Source organism: Nonomuraea sp. KM90 (genome assembly GCF_052246675.1).
Taxonomy (GTDB): domain Bacteria; phylum Actinomycetota; class Actinomycetes; order Streptosporangiales; family Streptosporangiaceae; genus Nonomuraea.
On the sequence record NZ_JBQQCB010000086.1, the window covers coordinates 16,098 to 32,390 of the forward strand.

General features: G+C 70.9%; 18 protein-coding genes. 12 read left to right on the forward strand and 6 right to left on the reverse strand.

The window, feature by feature from the left end; translation table 11 throughout:
* The first annotated feature begins 50 nt into the window (after positions 1–50).
* Both ACTWPW_RS45780 and ACTWPW_RS45785 read left to right on the forward strand, forming a co-directional pair.
* Complete coding sequence (locus tag ACTWPW_RS45780) at positions 51–1,241, forward strand: epoxide hydrolase family protein (protein ID WP_443172441.1); 1,191 nt, start codon at positions 51–53, stop codon at positions 1,239–1,241.
* 112 nt (positions 1,242–1,353) lie between these two features.
* Positions 1,354–1,632, forward strand: a complete 279-nt coding sequence (locus ACTWPW_RS45785; protein WP_364119747.1) for a hypothetical protein — start codon at positions 1,354–1,356, stop codon at positions 1,630–1,632.
* 176 nt (positions 1,633–1,808) lie between these two features.
* On the opposite strand, the gene ACTWPW_RS45790 is transcribed toward ACTWPW_RS45785, so the two are convergent.
* From ACTWPW_RS45790 to mshA, 3 genes are read right to left on the reverse strand one after another with little or no spacing between them, the layout of a single operon-like run.
* Positions 1,809–2,552, reverse strand: a complete 744-nt coding sequence (locus ACTWPW_RS45790; RefSeq protein WP_375116976.1) for a phosphoglyceromutase — start codon at positions 2,550–2,552, stop codon at positions 1,809–1,811.
* A gap of 33 nt (positions 2,553–2,585) precedes the next feature.
* Positions 2,586–3,065 carry a YbjN domain-containing protein gene (locus ACTWPW_RS45795; RefSeq protein ID WP_364119751.1) on the reverse strand — a complete coding sequence of 160 codons (480 nt, stop codon included), beginning with the start codon at positions 3,063–3,065 and terminating at the stop codon, positions 2,586–2,588.
* 36 nt (positions 3,066–3,101) lie between these two features.
* On the reverse strand, positions 3,102–4,382 hold the full coding sequence (gene mshA, locus ACTWPW_RS45800) for a D-inositol-3-phosphate glycosyltransferase (protein ID WP_443172442.1): 1,281 nt from the start codon (positions 4,380–4,382) through the stop codon (positions 3,102–3,104).
* Between the two features lie 113 nt (positions 4,383–4,495).
* Between mshA and ACTWPW_RS45805 the strand changes: the two genes are divergently transcribed.
* The 3 genes from ACTWPW_RS45805 to ACTWPW_RS45815 all read left to right on the forward strand — a co-directional run bounded on the left by ACTWPW_RS45805 (position 4,496) and on the right by ACTWPW_RS45815 (position 8,906).
* Positions 4,496–5,239: an SDR family NAD(P)-dependent oxidoreductase gene (locus ACTWPW_RS45805; RefSeq protein WP_364119754.1), complete on the forward strand. Its 744-nt coding sequence runs from the start codon at positions 4,496–4,498 to the stop codon at positions 5,237–5,239.
* On the forward strand, positions 5,232–6,023 hold the full coding sequence (locus ACTWPW_RS45810) for a class I SAM-dependent methyltransferase (protein ID WP_375116973.1): 792 nt from the start codon (positions 5,232–5,234) through the stop codon (positions 6,021–6,023). The genes ACTWPW_RS45805 and ACTWPW_RS45810 overlap by 8 nt, the downstream gene beginning before the upstream one ends.
* 138 nt (positions 6,024–6,161) lie before the next feature.
* Positions 6,162–8,906 (forward strand): AbfB domain-containing protein, encoded by a 2,745-nt coding sequence (locus ACTWPW_RS45815; RefSeq protein WP_443172443.1) that lies wholly within the window; start codon positions 6,162–6,164, stop codon positions 8,904–8,906.
* 66 nt (positions 8,907–8,972) lie between these two features.
* Here the strand turns inward: ACTWPW_RS45815 and ACTWPW_RS45820 are convergent, their stop codons facing one another.
* Complete coding sequence (locus tag ACTWPW_RS45820) at positions 8,973–9,476, reverse strand: O-acetyl-ADP-ribose deacetylase (RefSeq protein WP_443172444.1); 504 nt, start codon at positions 9,474–9,476, stop codon at positions 8,973–8,975.
* 110 nt (positions 9,477–9,586) lie between these two features.
* Between ACTWPW_RS45820 and ACTWPW_RS45825 the strand changes: the two genes are divergently transcribed.
* The 5 genes from ACTWPW_RS45825 (at position 9,587) to ACTWPW_RS45845 (ending at position 12,304) form a co-directional block, all read left to right on the forward strand.
* On the forward strand, positions 9,587–9,943 hold the full coding sequence (locus ACTWPW_RS45825) for a BlaI/MecI/CopY family transcriptional regulator (RefSeq protein WP_364119766.1): 357 nt from the start codon (positions 9,587–9,589) through the stop codon (positions 9,941–9,943).
* Entirely contained in the window at positions 9,940–10,845 is a 906-nt protein-coding gene (locus ACTWPW_RS45830) for a M56 family metallopeptidase (RefSeq protein ID WP_375116970.1), read from the forward strand. The genes ACTWPW_RS45825 and ACTWPW_RS45830 overlap by 4 nt, the downstream gene beginning before the upstream one ends.
* Before the next feature lie 60 nt (positions 10,846–10,905).
* Complete coding sequence (locus ACTWPW_RS45835) at positions 10,906–11,397, forward strand: helix-turn-helix domain-containing protein (RefSeq protein WP_364119771.1); 492 nt, start codon at positions 10,906–10,908, stop codon at positions 11,395–11,397.
* Positions 11,398–11,400: 3 nt separating this feature from the next.
* Positions 11,401–11,817, forward strand: a complete 417-nt coding sequence (locus ACTWPW_RS45840) for a hypothetical protein (RefSeq protein WP_443172445.1) — start codon at positions 11,401–11,403, stop codon at positions 11,815–11,817.
* A gap of 121 nt (positions 11,818–11,938) precedes the next feature.
* Positions 11,939–12,304, forward strand: a complete 366-nt coding sequence (locus ACTWPW_RS45845; protein WP_364119777.1) for a DUF2516 family protein — start codon at positions 11,939–11,941, stop codon at positions 12,302–12,304.
* A 1-nt stretch (position 12,305) separates the two neighbouring features.
* Here ACTWPW_RS45845 and ACTWPW_RS45850 read toward each other — a convergent pair whose 3' ends face one another.
* Entirely contained in the window at positions 12,306–12,959 is a 654-nt protein-coding gene (locus ACTWPW_RS45850) for an SGNH/GDSL hydrolase family protein (RefSeq protein ID WP_375116969.1), read from the reverse strand.
* Positions 12,960–12,986: 27 nt separating this feature from the next.
* On the opposite strand from ACTWPW_RS45850, the gene ACTWPW_RS45855 reads away from it, so the two are divergent.
* A complete protein-coding gene (locus tag ACTWPW_RS45855) occupies positions 12,987–13,721 on the forward strand; it encodes an alanyl-tRNA editing protein (RefSeq protein WP_443172446.1) in 735 nt (244 codons plus the stop codon).
* Between the two features lie 436 nt (positions 13,722–14,157).
* On the opposite strand, the gene ACTWPW_RS45860 is transcribed toward ACTWPW_RS45855, so the two are convergent.
* Positions 14,158–15,072: a TetR/AcrR family transcriptional regulator C-terminal domain-containing protein gene (locus ACTWPW_RS45860; protein ID WP_375116967.1), complete on the reverse strand. Its 915-nt coding sequence runs from the start codon at positions 15,070–15,072 to the stop codon at positions 14,158–14,160.
* 113 nt (positions 15,073–15,185) lie between these two features.
* On the opposite strand from ACTWPW_RS45860, the gene ACTWPW_RS45865 reads away from it, so the two are divergent.
* Positions 15,186–16,265 (forward strand): FAD-dependent monooxygenase, encoded by a 1,080-nt coding sequence (locus ACTWPW_RS45865; RefSeq protein ID WP_443172447.1) that lies wholly within the window; start codon positions 15,186–15,188, stop codon positions 16,263–16,265.
* Positions 16,266–16,293: the final 28 nt, after the last annotated feature.

The window sequence follows — 16,293 nt, forward strand, 5'->3', positions numbered from 1 at the left end:
GCCCGGATACAGGAACGGAAGGTTCCTCTATCGCTCCTATGTTTGCCGGTATGGACAACAACACCGACATCCGCCCGTTCCGCGTCGACATCCCGCAGGCCGAACTGGACGATCTGCGCGATCGCCTCACCCGCACCCGCTGGCCCCGGCAGATCCGCGGAACTGGATGGGAGCGCGGCGTTCCCGTGGACTACCTCAAGGAGTTGGTGTCCTACTGGGCGAACGGCTTCGACTGGCGCGCGCAGGAGAAGGCGCTGAACGAGCACCCGCAGTTCGTGACCACGATCGACGGCCAGGACATCCACTTCCTGCACGTCCGCTCACCCGAGCCGGATGCGCTGCCGCTGATCCTCTGCCACGGCTGGCCGGGCTCGTTCGTGGACTTCCTGGACGTGATCGGGCCGCTGACCGACCCCCGCGCGCACGGCGGTGACCCGGCGGACGCGTTCCACGTCGTGATCCCGTCGCTGCCCGGCTTCGGGTTCTCCAACCCGGTGCGGGAACCGGGCTGGGGCAACCTGTTCCGGGTGGCCGCCGCGTTCGGGGAGCTGATGAGCCGGCTCGGCTACCAGCGATTCGCCGCGCAGGGCGGCGACGTCGGGGGTGGCGTGACCATGCTGCTGCCCATGGCCGCCCCCGGCCGCGTGGTCGCCACCCACATCAACGGTCCGTCGCCGTACCCGTTGGGCCCGCCCGTCGAACTGGACGGGCTGTCCGCCGCGGACCGGACGCGCGCCGAGCGGTTCAACGCCGCCCGCCAGGACGGCCTTGGCTACCTGCACCTGCAGTCCACCCGCCCGCAGACCCTGGCCTACTCGCTGACCGACTCGCCGATCGGACAGTTGGCGTGGATCGCGGAGAAGTTCAAGGAGTGGACCGATCCCGCCGCCGAACTGCCCGAGGACGCGGTGGGCCGCGACCGGTTGCTCACCAACGTGAGCCTGTACTGGTTCACCGGCTCCGGCGCGTCCTCGGCCAACATCGTCTACGAGGGAATGCGCGCCTACCGTGAGATCGCCTCCGGCCGGTCCGGCGACGAGCAGGCCGGGTGGCCGTCCGCGCCGGCACCGCCGCAGGGGATCGCGGTGTTCGCGGCGGACCTGACGATCCGTGCCCTCGCCGATCCGGCGAACACCGTCGACCACTGGTCGGAGTTCGACCGGGGTGGCCACTTCCCGGCGATGGAGGCACCCGACCTGCTCGTCGGCGACCTGCGCGAGTTCTTCCGCGTCGCGCGGTGATCCTGGCGGCGGGCGGGCTGACGGGCGACTGGCGGGCGACGATGTCCGGCGTCTTGGGCATCGACCGGGGATGGGCGATGCTGGAGTCGTACGGTGACTGCCGGGAGGGCTGATGGCGGACGACGACGCGAGGACGACGGGCCGGTGCTACGCGTGCAAGCGCACCTTCAGCTACGACCCCAAGGAGGTCATGACCTTCCTGATCGATCGCGAGACCGGCCTCCCGCCGGGGATCACGTTCTTCGGCACCCTACGTCCGGCCACGCCCGAATCCGTGGCCAGATCCGCCGATGAGCCGGTCTGCCCCGATTGCGTGGACAGAGCCAAGCGGTTCACCGCGGAGAGCGACCCGCCTCCGCAATGGGAAATCTGGCCGCCAACCAAGAATTAACCGGTGCATAGCGGCCCCGCAATCGCGGAACTTGCGAGAAGCCCTTCGTGGCGGGCCTAGCATCGTCTGCGGACAGACCGGTTACCGGGCTGGGCGAAGGGAAGCCTTCGCCCAGCTCAAGCGGCTGCGCGATGATCGGCCCCGCGATCGCTCGTCGCGGTCGGGAGGCGGGCGGGTCAGCGGCCCTGGTTGGCGACGGCCTCGATGGCGGACTTGGCGGCCTCCGGGTCCAGGTACCGGCCGCCGCGGACCGTGGGCCGGTAGTCCGCGTCGAGCTCGTACACCAGCGGAATCCCCGTGGGGATGTTCAGCCCCGCGATCTCCTCGTCGCTGATCCCGTCCAGGTGCTTCACCAGGGCCCGCAGGGAGTTGCCGTGGGCCGCCACCAGGACCGTGCGGCCGGCTGCCAGGTCGGGGACGATCTCGTCGTACCAGTAGGGGAGCATGCGGTCGACCACGTCCTTCAGGCACTCCGTGCGGGGCATGAGCTCCGAGGGGAGGAGGGCGTAGCGGCGGTCGCCGGCCTGGCTGTATTCGTCGTCGTCCGCGATGGGGGGCGGGGGCACGTCGTAGGAGCGGCGCCACAGCATGAACTGCTCCTCGCCGAACTCCTCCCTGGTCTGCGCCTTGTTCTTGCCCTGCAGCGCGCCATAGTGGCGCTCGTTGAGACGCCAGCTGCGCTTCACCGGGAGCCAGAGCAGGTCGGCCTCCGCCAGCGCCAGCTGGGCCGTCTGGATGGCCCTGGTCAGGAGGCTGGTGTGGAGGACGTCCGGGCGCAGTCCGGCTTCCTGGAGGAGCTTGCCACCGCGGCGGGCCTCGTGCTCGCCCTTGGCGGAGAGGCTCACGTCCACCCAACCGGTGAACAGGCCCTTCGCGTTCCAGTCACTCTCGCCGTGCCTAAGCAGCACCAAAGTCGCCATGCGGCCAATCCTATGGCCGGGCCACGCGGGGCCTCACCTGTCCGGGTCGGCGAAGCGGGCGAAGGCCTGGAGGTTCGCCAGGGACTCGCCGCGCTTGGCCCGCCACTCCCATTCACGCCTGATCGAGGAGGCGAAGCCCAGCTCCAGCGCCCGGTCGAACCAGTCGTCCGAGTACGTCAGCACGCACCCGAGCAGCCGGTCCACCTCTTCCCCCGTGACGGCCGTGAGCGGTATCCGGCCGACCAGGTAGACGTCGCCCACCGGGTCGAGCGAGAAGTGCACCCCGTACATCGAGCCGTTCTTGCCCAGCAGCCAGCGGTAGAACTCGGCGTGGTTCTCGTCCGGCTGGCGGCAGAAGAACGCCTCGACGTGCAGCACCCGCTCCCCCACGATCAGCCAGGTCATGGTGGCGAGCTTGTGCTGTCCGGGGAGTTTGGCCAGGAACGCTCCGGGCCGCGGCTCGTCGTAGGTGACGTCCGCGGCCTTGAGCGCGGCTTCGACGACATCGCGCATGCCGTCCACAATAGAAGCCCCCAGAACAAAGTACGGTCAGAAGGTCGGTACGGCCACGGGGACCTTGTGCAGGTTCGCGACGGCGCCGGCGTACACCTCCACCAGTCGCGAGGCCGTGGCCTGCCAGCCGAACGCGGCCGCGTGCGCGCGGGCGCCCTCCGAGAGCTGGTCGCGCCAGAGCGGCGCCTTGATGAAGCGGCACAGCTCCTGCGCCCACTCGGCCGGGTCGTGGCTGTTGACGAGCAGGCCCGAGACCCCGTCGCGGACGGCCGTGCGCAGCCCGCCGACCGCCGCGGCCGCCACCGGCGTGCCGCAGGCCTGCGACTCCAGCGCCACCAGGCCGAACGACTCGCTGTACGAGGGGACGACCGTGATCGAGGCGGCCCGGTACCAGTCGGCCAGTTCCTCCTGGGGAGCCGGGGGGACGAGCCGGACGACGTCGGAGATGCCCAGCTCGCCGGCCAGGTCGGTGAGGAGGGAGGGCCTGGCCAGGCCGTTGCCCGAGGGTCCGCCCACGCACGCGACCACCAGGCGCTCGCGCAGGGAGGGCTCGTCGATGAGCATCCTGGAGGCGGCGCGGAGCAGCACGTCCGGGGCCTTGAGCGGCTGGATGCGGCCGACGAAGAGCAGGACGTGCGCGTCCTGCGGGAGACCGAGGCGGTGCCGGGCGGCGCCCTGTGAAGCCGGCTGGAAGAGGTTGAGGTTGACGCCGGGGTTCACGACCGCGACGCGTTGCTCGGGGGCGCCGTACAGGTCGATGAGTTCGCGGGCCTCGTCGGCGGTGTTGGCGACGAGGCGGTCGGCGATGTTGACGACCTGTTCCTCGCCGACCACGCGGGCCTGGGGCTCCGGCTTGTCGCCCTCGGCGAGCAGCAGGTTCTTCACCTTCGCCATGGTGTGCATGGTGTGGACGAGGGGCACGCCCCAGCGCTCCTTGGCCAGCCAGCCGACCTGGCCGGACAGCCAGTAGTGGGAGTGGATGACGTCGTAACGGCCCGGGTCGTACATCGCCTCCGTGCGCAGCACCTCCGACAGGAACGCGCACAGCTGGCCGGGGAGGTCCCCGCGGTCCATCTCCTCGTACGGGCCCGCGGTGAGATGGCGTACGAGGACCCCTGGGGCCAGTTCGGCCACGGGTGGCAGGTCGCGGGCGGTGGCCCGGGTGAAGATCTCCACCTCCACACCGAGCTGAGCCAGCCGCTTGGCGGACTCGACGATGTACACGTTCATGCCGCCGGCGTCGCCCGTTCCGGGCTGGTCCAGCGGCGATGTGTGCATGCTGATGGTCGCGACCCGGCTGACCCGTCGTCGCCTCACTCGACACCACCTCCAAGCGGGTTATAACCATGCAGATTTTTTCGACATTCCCGACAGACAGTCACAAGAGGGGGTACAGGGCCGCCCCAATCACCTCCTGGCAGGATGAGGGCATGCGGAAAACGGCTGTGGTGACCGGTGCGAGCAGCGGGATCGGGGAGGCGACCGCGCGTCGGCTCGCCGCCGAGGGTTATGACGTGGTGGCGGGCGCCCGGCGCCGCGACCGCCTGGAGAAGCTGGCCGCGGAGGTGCCCTCGATCAGGCCGGTGACGTTGGATGTGACCTCTCAGGAGTCGGTGGACGCGCTGGCCGCCGCGCTGGAGCGCTGCGACGTGCTGGTGAACAACGCGGGAGGCGCGCTCGGCCTGGATTCGGTGGCGGAGGGACGGCTGGATGACTGGCAGCGGATGTACGACACGAATGTGCTCGGGTCCCTTCGCATGACCCAGGCACTGGTCCCCAAACTCGTCGAGTCGGGCGACGGGGTGCTGGTGATGCTCACCTCGACGGCGGCGCTGGGCGCGTACGAGGGCGGGGGCGGCTACGTCGCGGCCAAGCACGCCCAGCGCACGATGGCCGAGACGCTCCGCCTGGAGCTGGTCGGCCAGCCGGTGCGGATCGTCGAGATCGCGCCCGGGATGGTGCAGACCGAGGGGTTCGCGGTCAATCGGTTCCGGGGCGACGAGGCGGCCGCGGCCCGCGTGTACGACGGCGTGCCGGGTCCCCTGACCGCCGACGACGTGGCCGACGCGATCGCCTGGTGCGTGACCCGCCCGGCCCACGTGAACGTCGACCGCCTGGTCATCCGCCCCCGTGCCCAGGCCGCGCAGCACAAGGTGCACCGCGTAAGTGGCTAAGCCGGTCGGGACGATCACGCGGGGCACGACCGGGCACAACCGGCTGCGGCGCTGCGATCGCTGGATCGCGGCCGTGCACGGCCCGCTGCTGCGCTCGGCCGGCCGGCCCCTCGTGGTGGATCTCGGGTACGGCGCCTCGCACACCACGACGCTGGAGCTGTTCACCCGGTTGCGCCGGGTGGCCCCGGGCGTCGAGGTGGTGGGGATCGAGATCGACCCGGCCAGGGTGGCGGTGGCGAAGCCGTACGAGCGGGAGGGGTTGAGCTTCCGGCTGGGCGGCTTCGAGTTGCCCGTCCCGCGCGCGCCGACGCTGGTGCGGGCCTTCAACGTGCTGCGGCAGTACGGGGAGGACGAGGCGTGGCGCTACTGGGACGCGCTCAGGGGCCGGCTGGCCCCGGGCGGTGTCCTGGTCGAGGGCACGTCGTCCGAGAACGGGCGGCGGGCGGTCTGGGTGGGGCTCTCGCCCGACGGGCCCCGGACGGTCACGTTCTCCGCCCGGTTCGATGCCTTCGAGCGGCCTTCGGACCTGGCCGACCGGCTGCCGAAGACGCTCATCCACCGGAACGTGCCGGGTGAGCGGATTCATGCGTTCCTGAGTGACTTCGACCGGGCCTGGGCGGTCAGCGCCCCTTACGGGGCCCATGGGCGGCGGCAGCGGTGGCTGGCCGCGATCGACGTCCTGTCCGGGACCTGGCCCGTGCCGTCCGGCCCACCTCTGGGCGGCGACGCCAGGTGGCGGCTGGGCGAGCTGACGCTCCCGTGGTCGGCCGTGGCTCCCCGGTAAGAAGGCCGCAAATCTCCGGCAAATGGTCTATTTCGCACACGTGATCTCCGGTATATGGTCACAGTGCGGTCTAACTCGTTCAAGTTCGGTCGCAACCTGTCGGGGGGAGTCAGCACCGGTCCTCGTCAAGGAGCCGAGATGAGCAGATTCTCAGGCTGGGCCCGCCGCCTCACCGCGGTGCTGGTCCTCTCAGGAGCAGTCGTCGCCTTACCCGTGCAGGAGGCGCTGGCCGCGCCCCCGCTCACCACCCCATGGACCGCCGAGGTGACCCCGGACAACGCGTTGCCGGAGTATCCGCGGCCCCAGCTCGTACGCTCCGAATGGCAGAACCTCAACGGCCTGTGGCAGTTCGCCGGGACCGGCTCCATCACCACCCCGCCCGTCGGCCAGAACCTCGCCGAGCAGGTGCTGGTGCCGTACCCGATCGAGTCGGGCCTGTCGCGCATCCAGCGGCACGAGGACCGCATGTGGTACCGCAGGACGTTCACCGTGCCGAGCAGCTGGTCGGGCCGCCGGGTGCGGCTCAACTTCGGCGCGGTGAGCTGGGAGACCCGGGTGTGGGTGAACGGCACCTCGGTCGGCACCCACACCGGCGGGTACGACCCGTTCAGCCTCGACATCACCGGAGCCCTGCGCTCCGGCTCGAACGAGCTCATCGTCGGCGTGTACGCCCCCGTGGACGCCACCGGCGCGCCCATCGGCAAGCAGCGCCGCGCTCCCGGCGGGATCTTCTACACCGCCCACTCCGGCATCTGGCAGACCGTGTGGATGGAGCCTGTCAACGCCGCGAGCATCACCCGCCTGGACACCACGCCCGACGTGGCCGCCGGGCAGCTCGACCTCGTCGTGCAGGCGGCCGGGGCGTCCGGCCAGCAGGTGCGGGCCGAGGTCATGACGGGCGGGAGCGTCGTCGGCACGGCGACCGGCGCGATCGGGGCGCACCTGCGGGTGCCGGTGCCGAACGCCCGGCTGTGGACGCCCGACGACCCCTTCCTGTACGACCTCAGGGTCACGCTGACCGGCACCGGCGGCGGCGACGTCGTGACCGGATATTTCGGGATGAGGTCGGTGGGCAAGGCCGTCGTCGGCGGCGTCCTGCGCTCGACGCTCAACGACCGGTTCGTCTTCCAGATGGGCACGCTCGACCAGGGCTACTGGCCCGACGGCATCTCCACCGCCCCCACCGACGCCGCCCTGCGCTTCGACCTGGAGCAGCAGAAGGCGCTCGGCTTCAACACCGTGCGCAAGCACGTCAAGGTCGAGCCCGCCCGCTGGTACTACTGGGCCGACCGGCTGGGCCTGCTGGTCTGGCAGGACATGCCCTCGATGCGCACCGGCGCCACCCCCTCGACCGCCGACCGCGCCAACTTCGAGAGCGAGCTGCGCCGCATGGTGGACCACCTGCGCGGGATCACCTCGATCGTGCAGTGGGTGCCGTTCAACGAGGGCTGGGGCGAGTACGATCCGGCCCGCATCGCCGACCTGGTCAAGAGCTGGGACCCCAGCCGCCTGGTGAACAACAACTCCGGCTCCAACTGCTGCGGCTTCGACGGCGGCAACGGCGACGTGGTGGACGACCACATCTACGTCGGCCCCGGCTCGCCGCAGCGGCCCAGCGCGACCAGGGTGGCCGTGCTCGGCGAGTTCGGCGGCCTCGGCCTGCTCAGCCCCGGGCACCAGTGGCCGGGCACCGGCTTCGCGTACGAGATGACCGCCGACGCCACGGCCCTGACCAACCGGTACGTCTCGGTCAACGAGCAGCTCAAGCCCCTCATCGTGAACAACGGCCTGTCGGCCTCCATCTACACCCAGCCCACGGACGTCGAGAACGAGGTCAACGGCCTGTGGACGTACGACCGGCGGGTGCTCAAGATGAACGCCGACCGCGTACGGGCCGTGAACCGCTCCGTGATCCAGTCCGCCACCGGGCTCGCGGCGGGCGGCCTCGTCTCGCTCCGCGTCACCACCGCCGGCCACACCGACCGCTTCCTGCGCCACCAGGACGGCCTGGCCCGCACGGACGTGGTGAACGCCGCGAGCGCGGACGGGCTCCGGCAGGACGCCACGTTCTGGGTGCGCCCGGGGCTGGCCGACGGCACGTGCTTCTCCTTCGAGTCGCGCAACTTCCCCGGCCACTACCTGCGGCACGCCGACTTCCGGGTACGCAAGGACGCCCGCGACGGGACCGCCCTGTACGACCAGGACGCCACGTTCTGCGCCCGCGCGGCGCAGGCGGGGACCGGCGTGTCGCTGGAGTCGCTCAACCTGCCGGGCCACTTCCTGCGCCACCACTCCGACGCCGTCTACGTGGCGCGCAGCGGCGGCCCGAACGCCTGGGACACCGCCACCTCGTTCGCCGCCGACGTCACCTGGCTGCCCTCCGCCCCGTGGTGGCGCAGCGGTGCGAACCTGACCGTGGGGGCGGCCCAGTCGCTCCGCGTGACCACGCCGGGCTTCACCGACCGGTACCTGCGGCACCAGGACTCGCTGGCGCGTACCGACGTGGTGACGGCGGCCGGTCCGGCCACGCTCAAGGCGGACGCCACGTTCCACGTGCGGCGGGGGCTGGCCGACGGGAGCTGCTACTCCTTCGAGTCGCGCAACTTCCCCGGCCACTACCTGCGGCACGCGGACTTCCGGGTACGCAAGGACGCCCGCGACGGGACCGCCCTGTTCGACCAGGACGCCACGTTCTGCGCCCAGCCGCCCAGGGCCGGGGGCACCGGGGTCACGCTGGCCTCGTACAACATCTCGAACCACGCCGTCCGCCACTACGCCGAGGCGGTCTACATCGCGGTGCCGGGCGGCTCGCACGCCTTCGACGCCTCCGCGAGCTATGACCAGGACGTGACCTGGGCCGTCGCGCCGCCCTGGACCCCCTGACCCGCCCCGAGGCGCGCCTCCCGCTCAGAGGCGCGCCACGGACCCCGTCATCGACGGCGTGCCTCGTCAGAGGCGCGCCTCGAAGACGGCGTAAGCGTCCTCGTCGAACAGCACGAACCGGACGTCCTCCACCGTCGTGTCGGCCTGCCGCACCGTCTCCAGGGCGATCATGGCGGCGTCGTCCATGGGCCAGCCGAAGATGCCGGTCGAGATCGCGGGAAAGGCCACCGACGTGGCGCCCAGCGAGTCGGCCACCCGCAACGACTCCCGATAGCAGGAGGCCAGCAGCGCGGAGCGGTCCTCCGACCTGGAGTGGACCGGCCCCACCGTGTGGATGACCCACCGGGCGGGCAGCCGCCCGGCCGTGGTGGCCACGGCCTGACCGGTCGGCAGGCCCTTGCCGTAGCGGGAGGCGCGCAGTTTCCGGCACTCCTCCAGGATCTCGGGGCCACCGCGGCGGTGGATGGCGCCGTCGACGCCGCCGCCACCCATGAGGGAGGAGTTGGCGGCGTTGACGACGGCGTCCACCCGCTGCTCGGTGATGTCATCTCGGACCAGCGTGAGCTTCATCTCACCGAGCCTGCCACGGCCCTTGTCCGACCCGGCCCGCGACGCCCGCGGACACGAAATCGGCGATCCCGGATGCCAGCTCGACACGTTGTAGAGCTACCCTGAAGGGCGTGAAGGGTCTTGGCGAGCTTGAGCGCAGCATCATGGACATCCTCTGGGCGGAGAGCAGCGCGCTGACCGCCCGCGAGGTCGGCAGGCTGATAGCCGACCGCGACCTCGCCCCCACCACGGTCATGACCGTTCTCGACCGCCTCACCCGTAAGGGCTTCCTCGAGCGCACCCGCGACGGTCGCGCGTGGAGGTATCAGCCGGCGGAAAGCCGCGACGCATACATCGCCGAGCTTATGCTGGAAGCCTTGGACCTGACGGGCGACCGCTCGGCCGCCCTGACCCGCTTCGCCCAGGCCGTGTCGGGCACGGAGGCGGAGATCCTGCGCAGAGCCCTTACGGAGCTGGAGGAAGAGTGATCACGGCAGCGGCGCTGGCAGCGCTCGCCACGGCGTGCGCGGTTGGCTCCTGGCGTTTCACCACAGCCGGGTGGACCTCACGCGCCCCCCGGCTGGCCATCATTCTCTGGCAGTCCCTCGGTGTGTCCTGGGGCCTGGCCACCACGGGCGCGATGCTCGCCTACGCCGTGCAGCCGTACGGCGTGGGGGTGCTGCCCGGGCTGATCGCGTTCGCGCACGGCGAGACCCCGGCGCAGGCGTGGGACCCGCTGCACGTGCTGGCCCTGATCGCGGGTCTCACCGCGCTGGCCGTGCTGATCGCGGTGCTGCTCACCGCGGGCGTGCAGGCGCTGCGGGCCCGCCGCCGGCACCGCATGCTGCTGGCGCTGATCTCCCACGACGACCCGGGCGTGCCGGGCGTGCGGGTGCTGGCCCACCCCAGCGCCGCGGCCTACTGCGTGCCGGGGCTGCGCTCGCAGGTCGTGGTCAGCGAGGGCGCGCTCAAGCTGCTGTCGGAGGACGAGCTGGCGGCCGTGCTGGCGCACGAGGCCGCCCACGTACGCGAGCGCCACGACCTGGTGCTGCTGCCCTTCGCCGCGCTGCGCCGGGCGCTGCCCTGGTCCAAGGTGGCGGCCGACGCGCAGGCCCAGGTGGAGCTGCTGATCGAGATGGCCGCCGACGACCGGGCCCGCCGCTACTGCTCGCCGCGCAGGCTGGCCACGGCGCTGCTCAGGTTCGGTACGGCGGGCGCCATGCCGACCCCGCACGGCATGCTCGGCGTGCACGCCCACAACGTCATGGCCAGGGTCGATCGCCTGATCAAGCCGGGTCCCGAGCTGGCCGCGTCGGTGCGTTACGGCTTCATCGCACTGTCTGTGACGTTGGTCACCGCCGCCCCATGTCTGTGGGTTTTCCAGCTCTAACGCTTGCTGCAGTTAACCACCCCGTTTGCAATTGCAAGCACCACGGGGCAGACTACAGATATGGCACTACCCAAAGTCGGCTCGATCGGTGAATACATCCGCGACCAGCGGCAGCAGGCGAAGATCTCGCTGCGCCAGCTCGCCGCGGCGGCCGGGGTCTCCAACCCCTACCTGAGCCAGATCGAGCGCGGGCTGCGCAAGCCGAGCGCGGAGATTCTCAACCAGATCGCCAAAGGTCTGCGCATCTCCTCACAGGCGCTCTACGTGCAGGCGGGCCTCATCGAGGACCGCGACCCGCCCAGCGACGTGATCACCACGATCAGGGCCGACACGCATCTCAGCGAACGGCAACGCCAAGTGCTGATCGACATTTATGAGTCGTTCCGCAAGGAGAAGCGTGCCGAAGACGAGCAGACCTCCCAGAACGCTCGTCCCCGGCACGACTCCGATTCGGACGACGAGCCGCTGCCCGAGGAGTTTCTCGCCGCTCTTGAGCCCTTTGCGGCGACCTCACGCAACGGCAACGTCACCCAGGAAACCAAGGAAGGTTAACCCATGACGCTCGCCACCGAGGTCAAGAAGCTCACCGAGTCCAAGCCGTTCTACGCCGTGGCCGGCGCCGGCGACTACGCGGTCGAGAAGCTGCGCGAGTTGCCCGAGCAGCTGCAGAGGCTGCAGTCGCGCCGCTACGACCTGGCCAAGGACCTGCCGGTGAAGGCCCGCGAATACGCCGACAAGGCCGAGGGCATCGCCAGGGACTTCCCGGAGAAGGCCCGCGAGTACGCCGACCAGCTCACCCACAAGGCCACCGAGGTCTACGAGGACTTCGCCACGCGCGGCCGCAAGGTCGTCAGCAAGGCCAGCGGCGAGGCCGCGCTCGAGCTCGAAGAGGTGTCGGAGGCCGCCGAGCCGCCCGTCGCCGAGCCCGTCCAGCCCGTCAAGAAGACCCGCACGCCCCGGGCCAAGGCCTGATCTTCGACAGAGGCCCGTCTCCCATCGGGAGGCGGGCCTTTCCGTTCAGGGGTGCCCGCATGTCGGGGGTGCCTATTAGGCTGAAGCCGTTTGGATCGCGGCGTTGGGCGGAGACGACAACATGAGTATGATCAACGGGGTCTTCAACCTCCTCTTCCTGGTGCTCGCCGTAGCCATCTTGGGCATGTCGATCTACGCGCTCGTGCACGCGCTCCGGGTGCCGGCCAACGCGTTCATCTCGGCGGGCAAGCTGCAGAAGAACCTGTGGCTGCTGATCCTGGGGCTGGCCACGCTGTTCTCCGGCGCCGGGGCGTGGAGCTATCTCAACGCCTTCATGCTGGTCGGCGGCGTCCAGTTCATCGGCATCGGCCTCGGCCTGTTCTCGATCGCGGCGGTCATCGCGGCCACCATCTACATCGTCGACGTCAAGCCCGCCGTCAAGGGCATGGGCGGCCGGGGCAACAGCGGGCCTTACGGCCCCTGGTAGATCACACCAGCTCGGCCGCCAGCCAGGCGGCGATGCTCTCGTGCCCGGCGAGCGTGGGATGCACGCCGTCGGGCAGGATCGCCTCCGGCGGCCAGCGCCTGCGCATGGGGTCGAGGAACGGCACGCCGCCGGCCTTGGCCGCCCGCGCCAGGGCGTCGCGCACCGCGTACGCCTTCCGCGGCGCGTCCTCCAGCCAGATCGGGCCGACCATGACGGTCCTCGTGCCCGGCCAGCGCGAGCGCACCTCGGCCAGCAGGTTCGCGGCGGCGCGGCGCACGTGGGCGGGCCTCCAGCGCCGGTCGTTGTGGCCGCCAGAGATGACCAGCAGGTCGGGGGCCGGCCGCCAGGCCAGCTCCACCTCGAAGGAGCGCTCGAACGTACGCCCCGCCCGGCCGGCGTTGCAGAAACCCGTGCCACCCGCGCCCGCGATGATCGGCTGCCGGCCCAGGAGACGGGCCGCCTGGGACGCGTACGACTGCCACCGCGGCACCGGCCCGGAGCCGACGGTGAAGCTGTCACCCAGGAACATCATCACCGGCGCCGCCGGCTTCGGCTTCGCGGCCTGGCGCGGCGGGGCGGGCGGAACCTCCGCACCGCTGCACGCCGGCACGACCAGCATCGTCATGACCAGGGCGACTCGCGTCAGATCACGCATGACCACCTCGGGCACTAGGCTGCCGATATGACCTACGACCTCCACGGGCGCACGGAGCGACTGGAACTGTCGGACCAGAATCTACGCGACTTCGAGGCCGTCGTCCTCGATGCCACGCCTGAGGGGATCGTGCTGAGCAGGTCGGCATTCTATCCGGGCGGGGGCGGCCAGCCGGCGGATCACGGGGTTCTGATCTGGCAGGGTGTGGAGACCCGCATCGCGGGGGTACGCAAAGGCGACGATCTCTACCTGATCCCGGCCGAGGGCGACCCGATCCCGCCGGTGGGCACCGTGGTGACGGGCGCGGTGGCCGACGAGCGGCGCTCGGCTCTCATGCGTACGCACTCCGGCCTGCACGTGTTGTGCGGCGTGGTGTTCAGGGACTACGGCTGCCTGGTCACCGGCGGCAACATGGACGAGCTCAGCGCGCGCATGGACTTCAACCTGCCCGAGGTGCCGGCCGGGTTCAAGGAGGCCGTGGAGGACGCCTGCAACGCCGAGATCGTCGCCGACCGGCGCATCGACGTGCGGGTGCTGCCCCGGGCCGATGCGTTCGCGATCCCCGACATCATCCGTACGGCCACGAACCTGGTGCCGGAGACCGTGCAGGACGTGCGGATCGTCGACATCGTCGGCCTGGACACCCAGGCGGACGGGGGCACGCACGTGGCCTCCACGAAGCAGATCGGGCACATCAAGGTGGCCAAGATCGAGAGCAAGGGGCGCGGTTTCCGGCGCCTGCGCATCCAGATCTCCGACTAGCCCGACCGGGTCTTTCCCCCGCACTTCGGCTGAGGTCCTTTGGGGAAGAGAAGAGGGGACAGGCCCCGCCGCGCTCCCGGCTGAGGTCCTTTGGGGAGGCCGAGACGGGAGTCCCCGCCCGCGCCCCCGGGCTGAGGTCCCTTTGGGGTGGCCGGCACGGGAGTCCGCGCCGCGCTCCCGGCTGAGGCCTTAGGGAGGAGATCGGCTGAGGTCCCTTTGGGGGAGATCGGGGGCGGGGTCCCTGCCGCGCTCCCGGCGAGGGCGGAGGAGGGCTTGTGGCGGGGGCCCGCGTCCGCGTGGAGGGGGCGGAGTCCTTCCGGGTCTCAGCGCACCCCAGGAGCGGCGCTGAGGGCGGTGGGCGTCCCTTGAGGGGGAGCGCGGCGAGCCCGCGCGGGCGGCCCGCGTCCGGGAGGGGCGGGGCGTGCCGCTTGGGGCCTCAGCGGGGGTCGATGAGGGTGGTGAGGCCGTCGAGGAGGGGGCTCAGGCCGAACTCGAAGAGGCGGTCCAGGTCGAGGTCGAAGTCGTCGCCCAGTTCCCCGATGAGCGTGGCGAAGGCGGGATAGTCGCGGGACCCGGCGATCTGGCGCATGACGTCCTCCTGCCCCTTCATCCATTCGTCGGCGGTGATCCCGGTGGCGGCCTGGGCCCGCTGCTCCAGCTCGATGTTGGCGGCGATGCCCTGCACGTAGCTGTAGAGCAGGGTGTGCACGTGCATCTTCGTCACGGGGTCGAGCCCGGTGCCCTCCAGGGCCCGCATGACCCACTCGGTGTGCTTGAGCAGTGACGGCGAGGGCAGCGGCCGGGTGATCGAGGCGAGCCGCGCCATCCACGGGTGGGCGCGGTAGGCGGCCCACTGCAGGCGGGCGGAGGTCTCCAGCCCGGCGCGCCAGCCCTCCGGCGGCTCCGGCGGCAGCGCGAACTCGTCGATCACCGCCTCCACCATCAGCATGACCAGGTCGTCCTTGCCGCCCACGTGCCGGTAGAGGGACATGGTGGCCACGCCGAGCCGGCCCGCCAGCCCGCGCATGGTCAGCTCCGCCAGCCCTTCCGCGTCGGCGATCTCGATGGCCGCGCGGACGACGCGCGCGCGGGTCAGGTCATGGTCCGAGGTCGCGGGCCTGGGCTTCGCGCCGCGGACCTCGGCCACGACGGTGCCCACCCGGGGCTCGGCGACCACGACGCCCTCCCGCGCCAGCAGCGTGAGGGCCTTGGCGGCGGTGGCCAGGGCGACGTTCCAGTCCCTGGCGAGCTGCCGCGTCGAGGGCACCCGTTCGCCGGGCCGGAGCTTGCCGTCGGCGACGCGCCGCTTGATGTCGGCGACGATGCGGGCGTGGGGCGGGGTGCCGTCCATCCGGATCCGAACCTCCTGTACTAGTACAGATACTTCCACTATACCCTTGCGACCTGCTGTATGTACTACGTACATTCACTTTGCGTACAACGTCAACAAGCAAGGAGCACATCATGAAGGTTCTCGTCTCCGGAGCGAGCGTCGGCGGTCCCGTGCTGGCGTACTGGCTGGGGCGGAACGGGCACGACGTCACGGTGGTCGAGCGGGCGCCGGCTCCCCGCAGGGGCGGTCAGGCCGTCGACATCAGGGGCGTCGCGCTGACCGTGGCGGCGCGGATGGGGATCCTGGAGGAGGTCAGGGCGCTGCGGACGACCATGCGGGGCATGTCCATGGTGGACAGCGCGGGCAACGAGCTCATGCGCGACGAGGAGGCGACGATCAGCGGCGGGCGGTTCGACAGCCCGGACGTCGAGATCATGCGCGACGACCTGAACGCCATCCTCGTCCGCGTCTCCGGCGGCGCCCGCTACCTCTACGGCGACTCGATCGCCACCCTGGACGAGGACGGGGAGGTGACGTTCGAGAGCGGGCGGCAGGGCCGCTACGACTACGTCATCGGCGCCGACGGCCTGCACTCCAACGTGCGCAGGCTCGCCTTCGACCCGGAGTCGCGGTTCCTGCACCACCTCGGCACGTACGTCTCCATCTTCACCGCCGGCAACTTCCTCGGCCTGGACCACTGGCAGACCTGGTTCAACGAGGGCGAGGCGGGCGGGGCGCTGTTCAGCGACCGCGACGCCGGCGAGATGCGGGTCAACCTGGGCTTCAGGTCCGGCGTGATCGACTACGACCATCGCGACATCGACCAGCAGAAGCGGCTCGTCCAGGAGCACTGCTCCGCGGTCTACGAGGCGCCGCGGCTGCTGGAGGCGATGTGGAAGTCCGACGACTTCTACTTCGACGCCATGGCCCAGGTCAGGATGGAGCGCTGGACGAAGGGGCGGGTCGCGCTGGTGGGCGACGCGGGCTACTGCGCCTCGCCGATGTCGGGCCAGGGCACGAGCCTGGCCATGGTGGGGGCGTACGTGCTGGCGGAGGAGCTCGACAGGGACCCGGCGGCGGCCTTCGAGCGGTACGAGGAGCGCATGCGCCCGTTCGTCGCCGCGAACCAGGCGCTCGCCCACGAGAACCCGGGCCAGGGCGCCTCCCCGGAGAGCGTGGAGCGGGCGGCGAACAGCATCACGCTGGACTGACAGGTACGAACCGCTACGATTTGCCGCC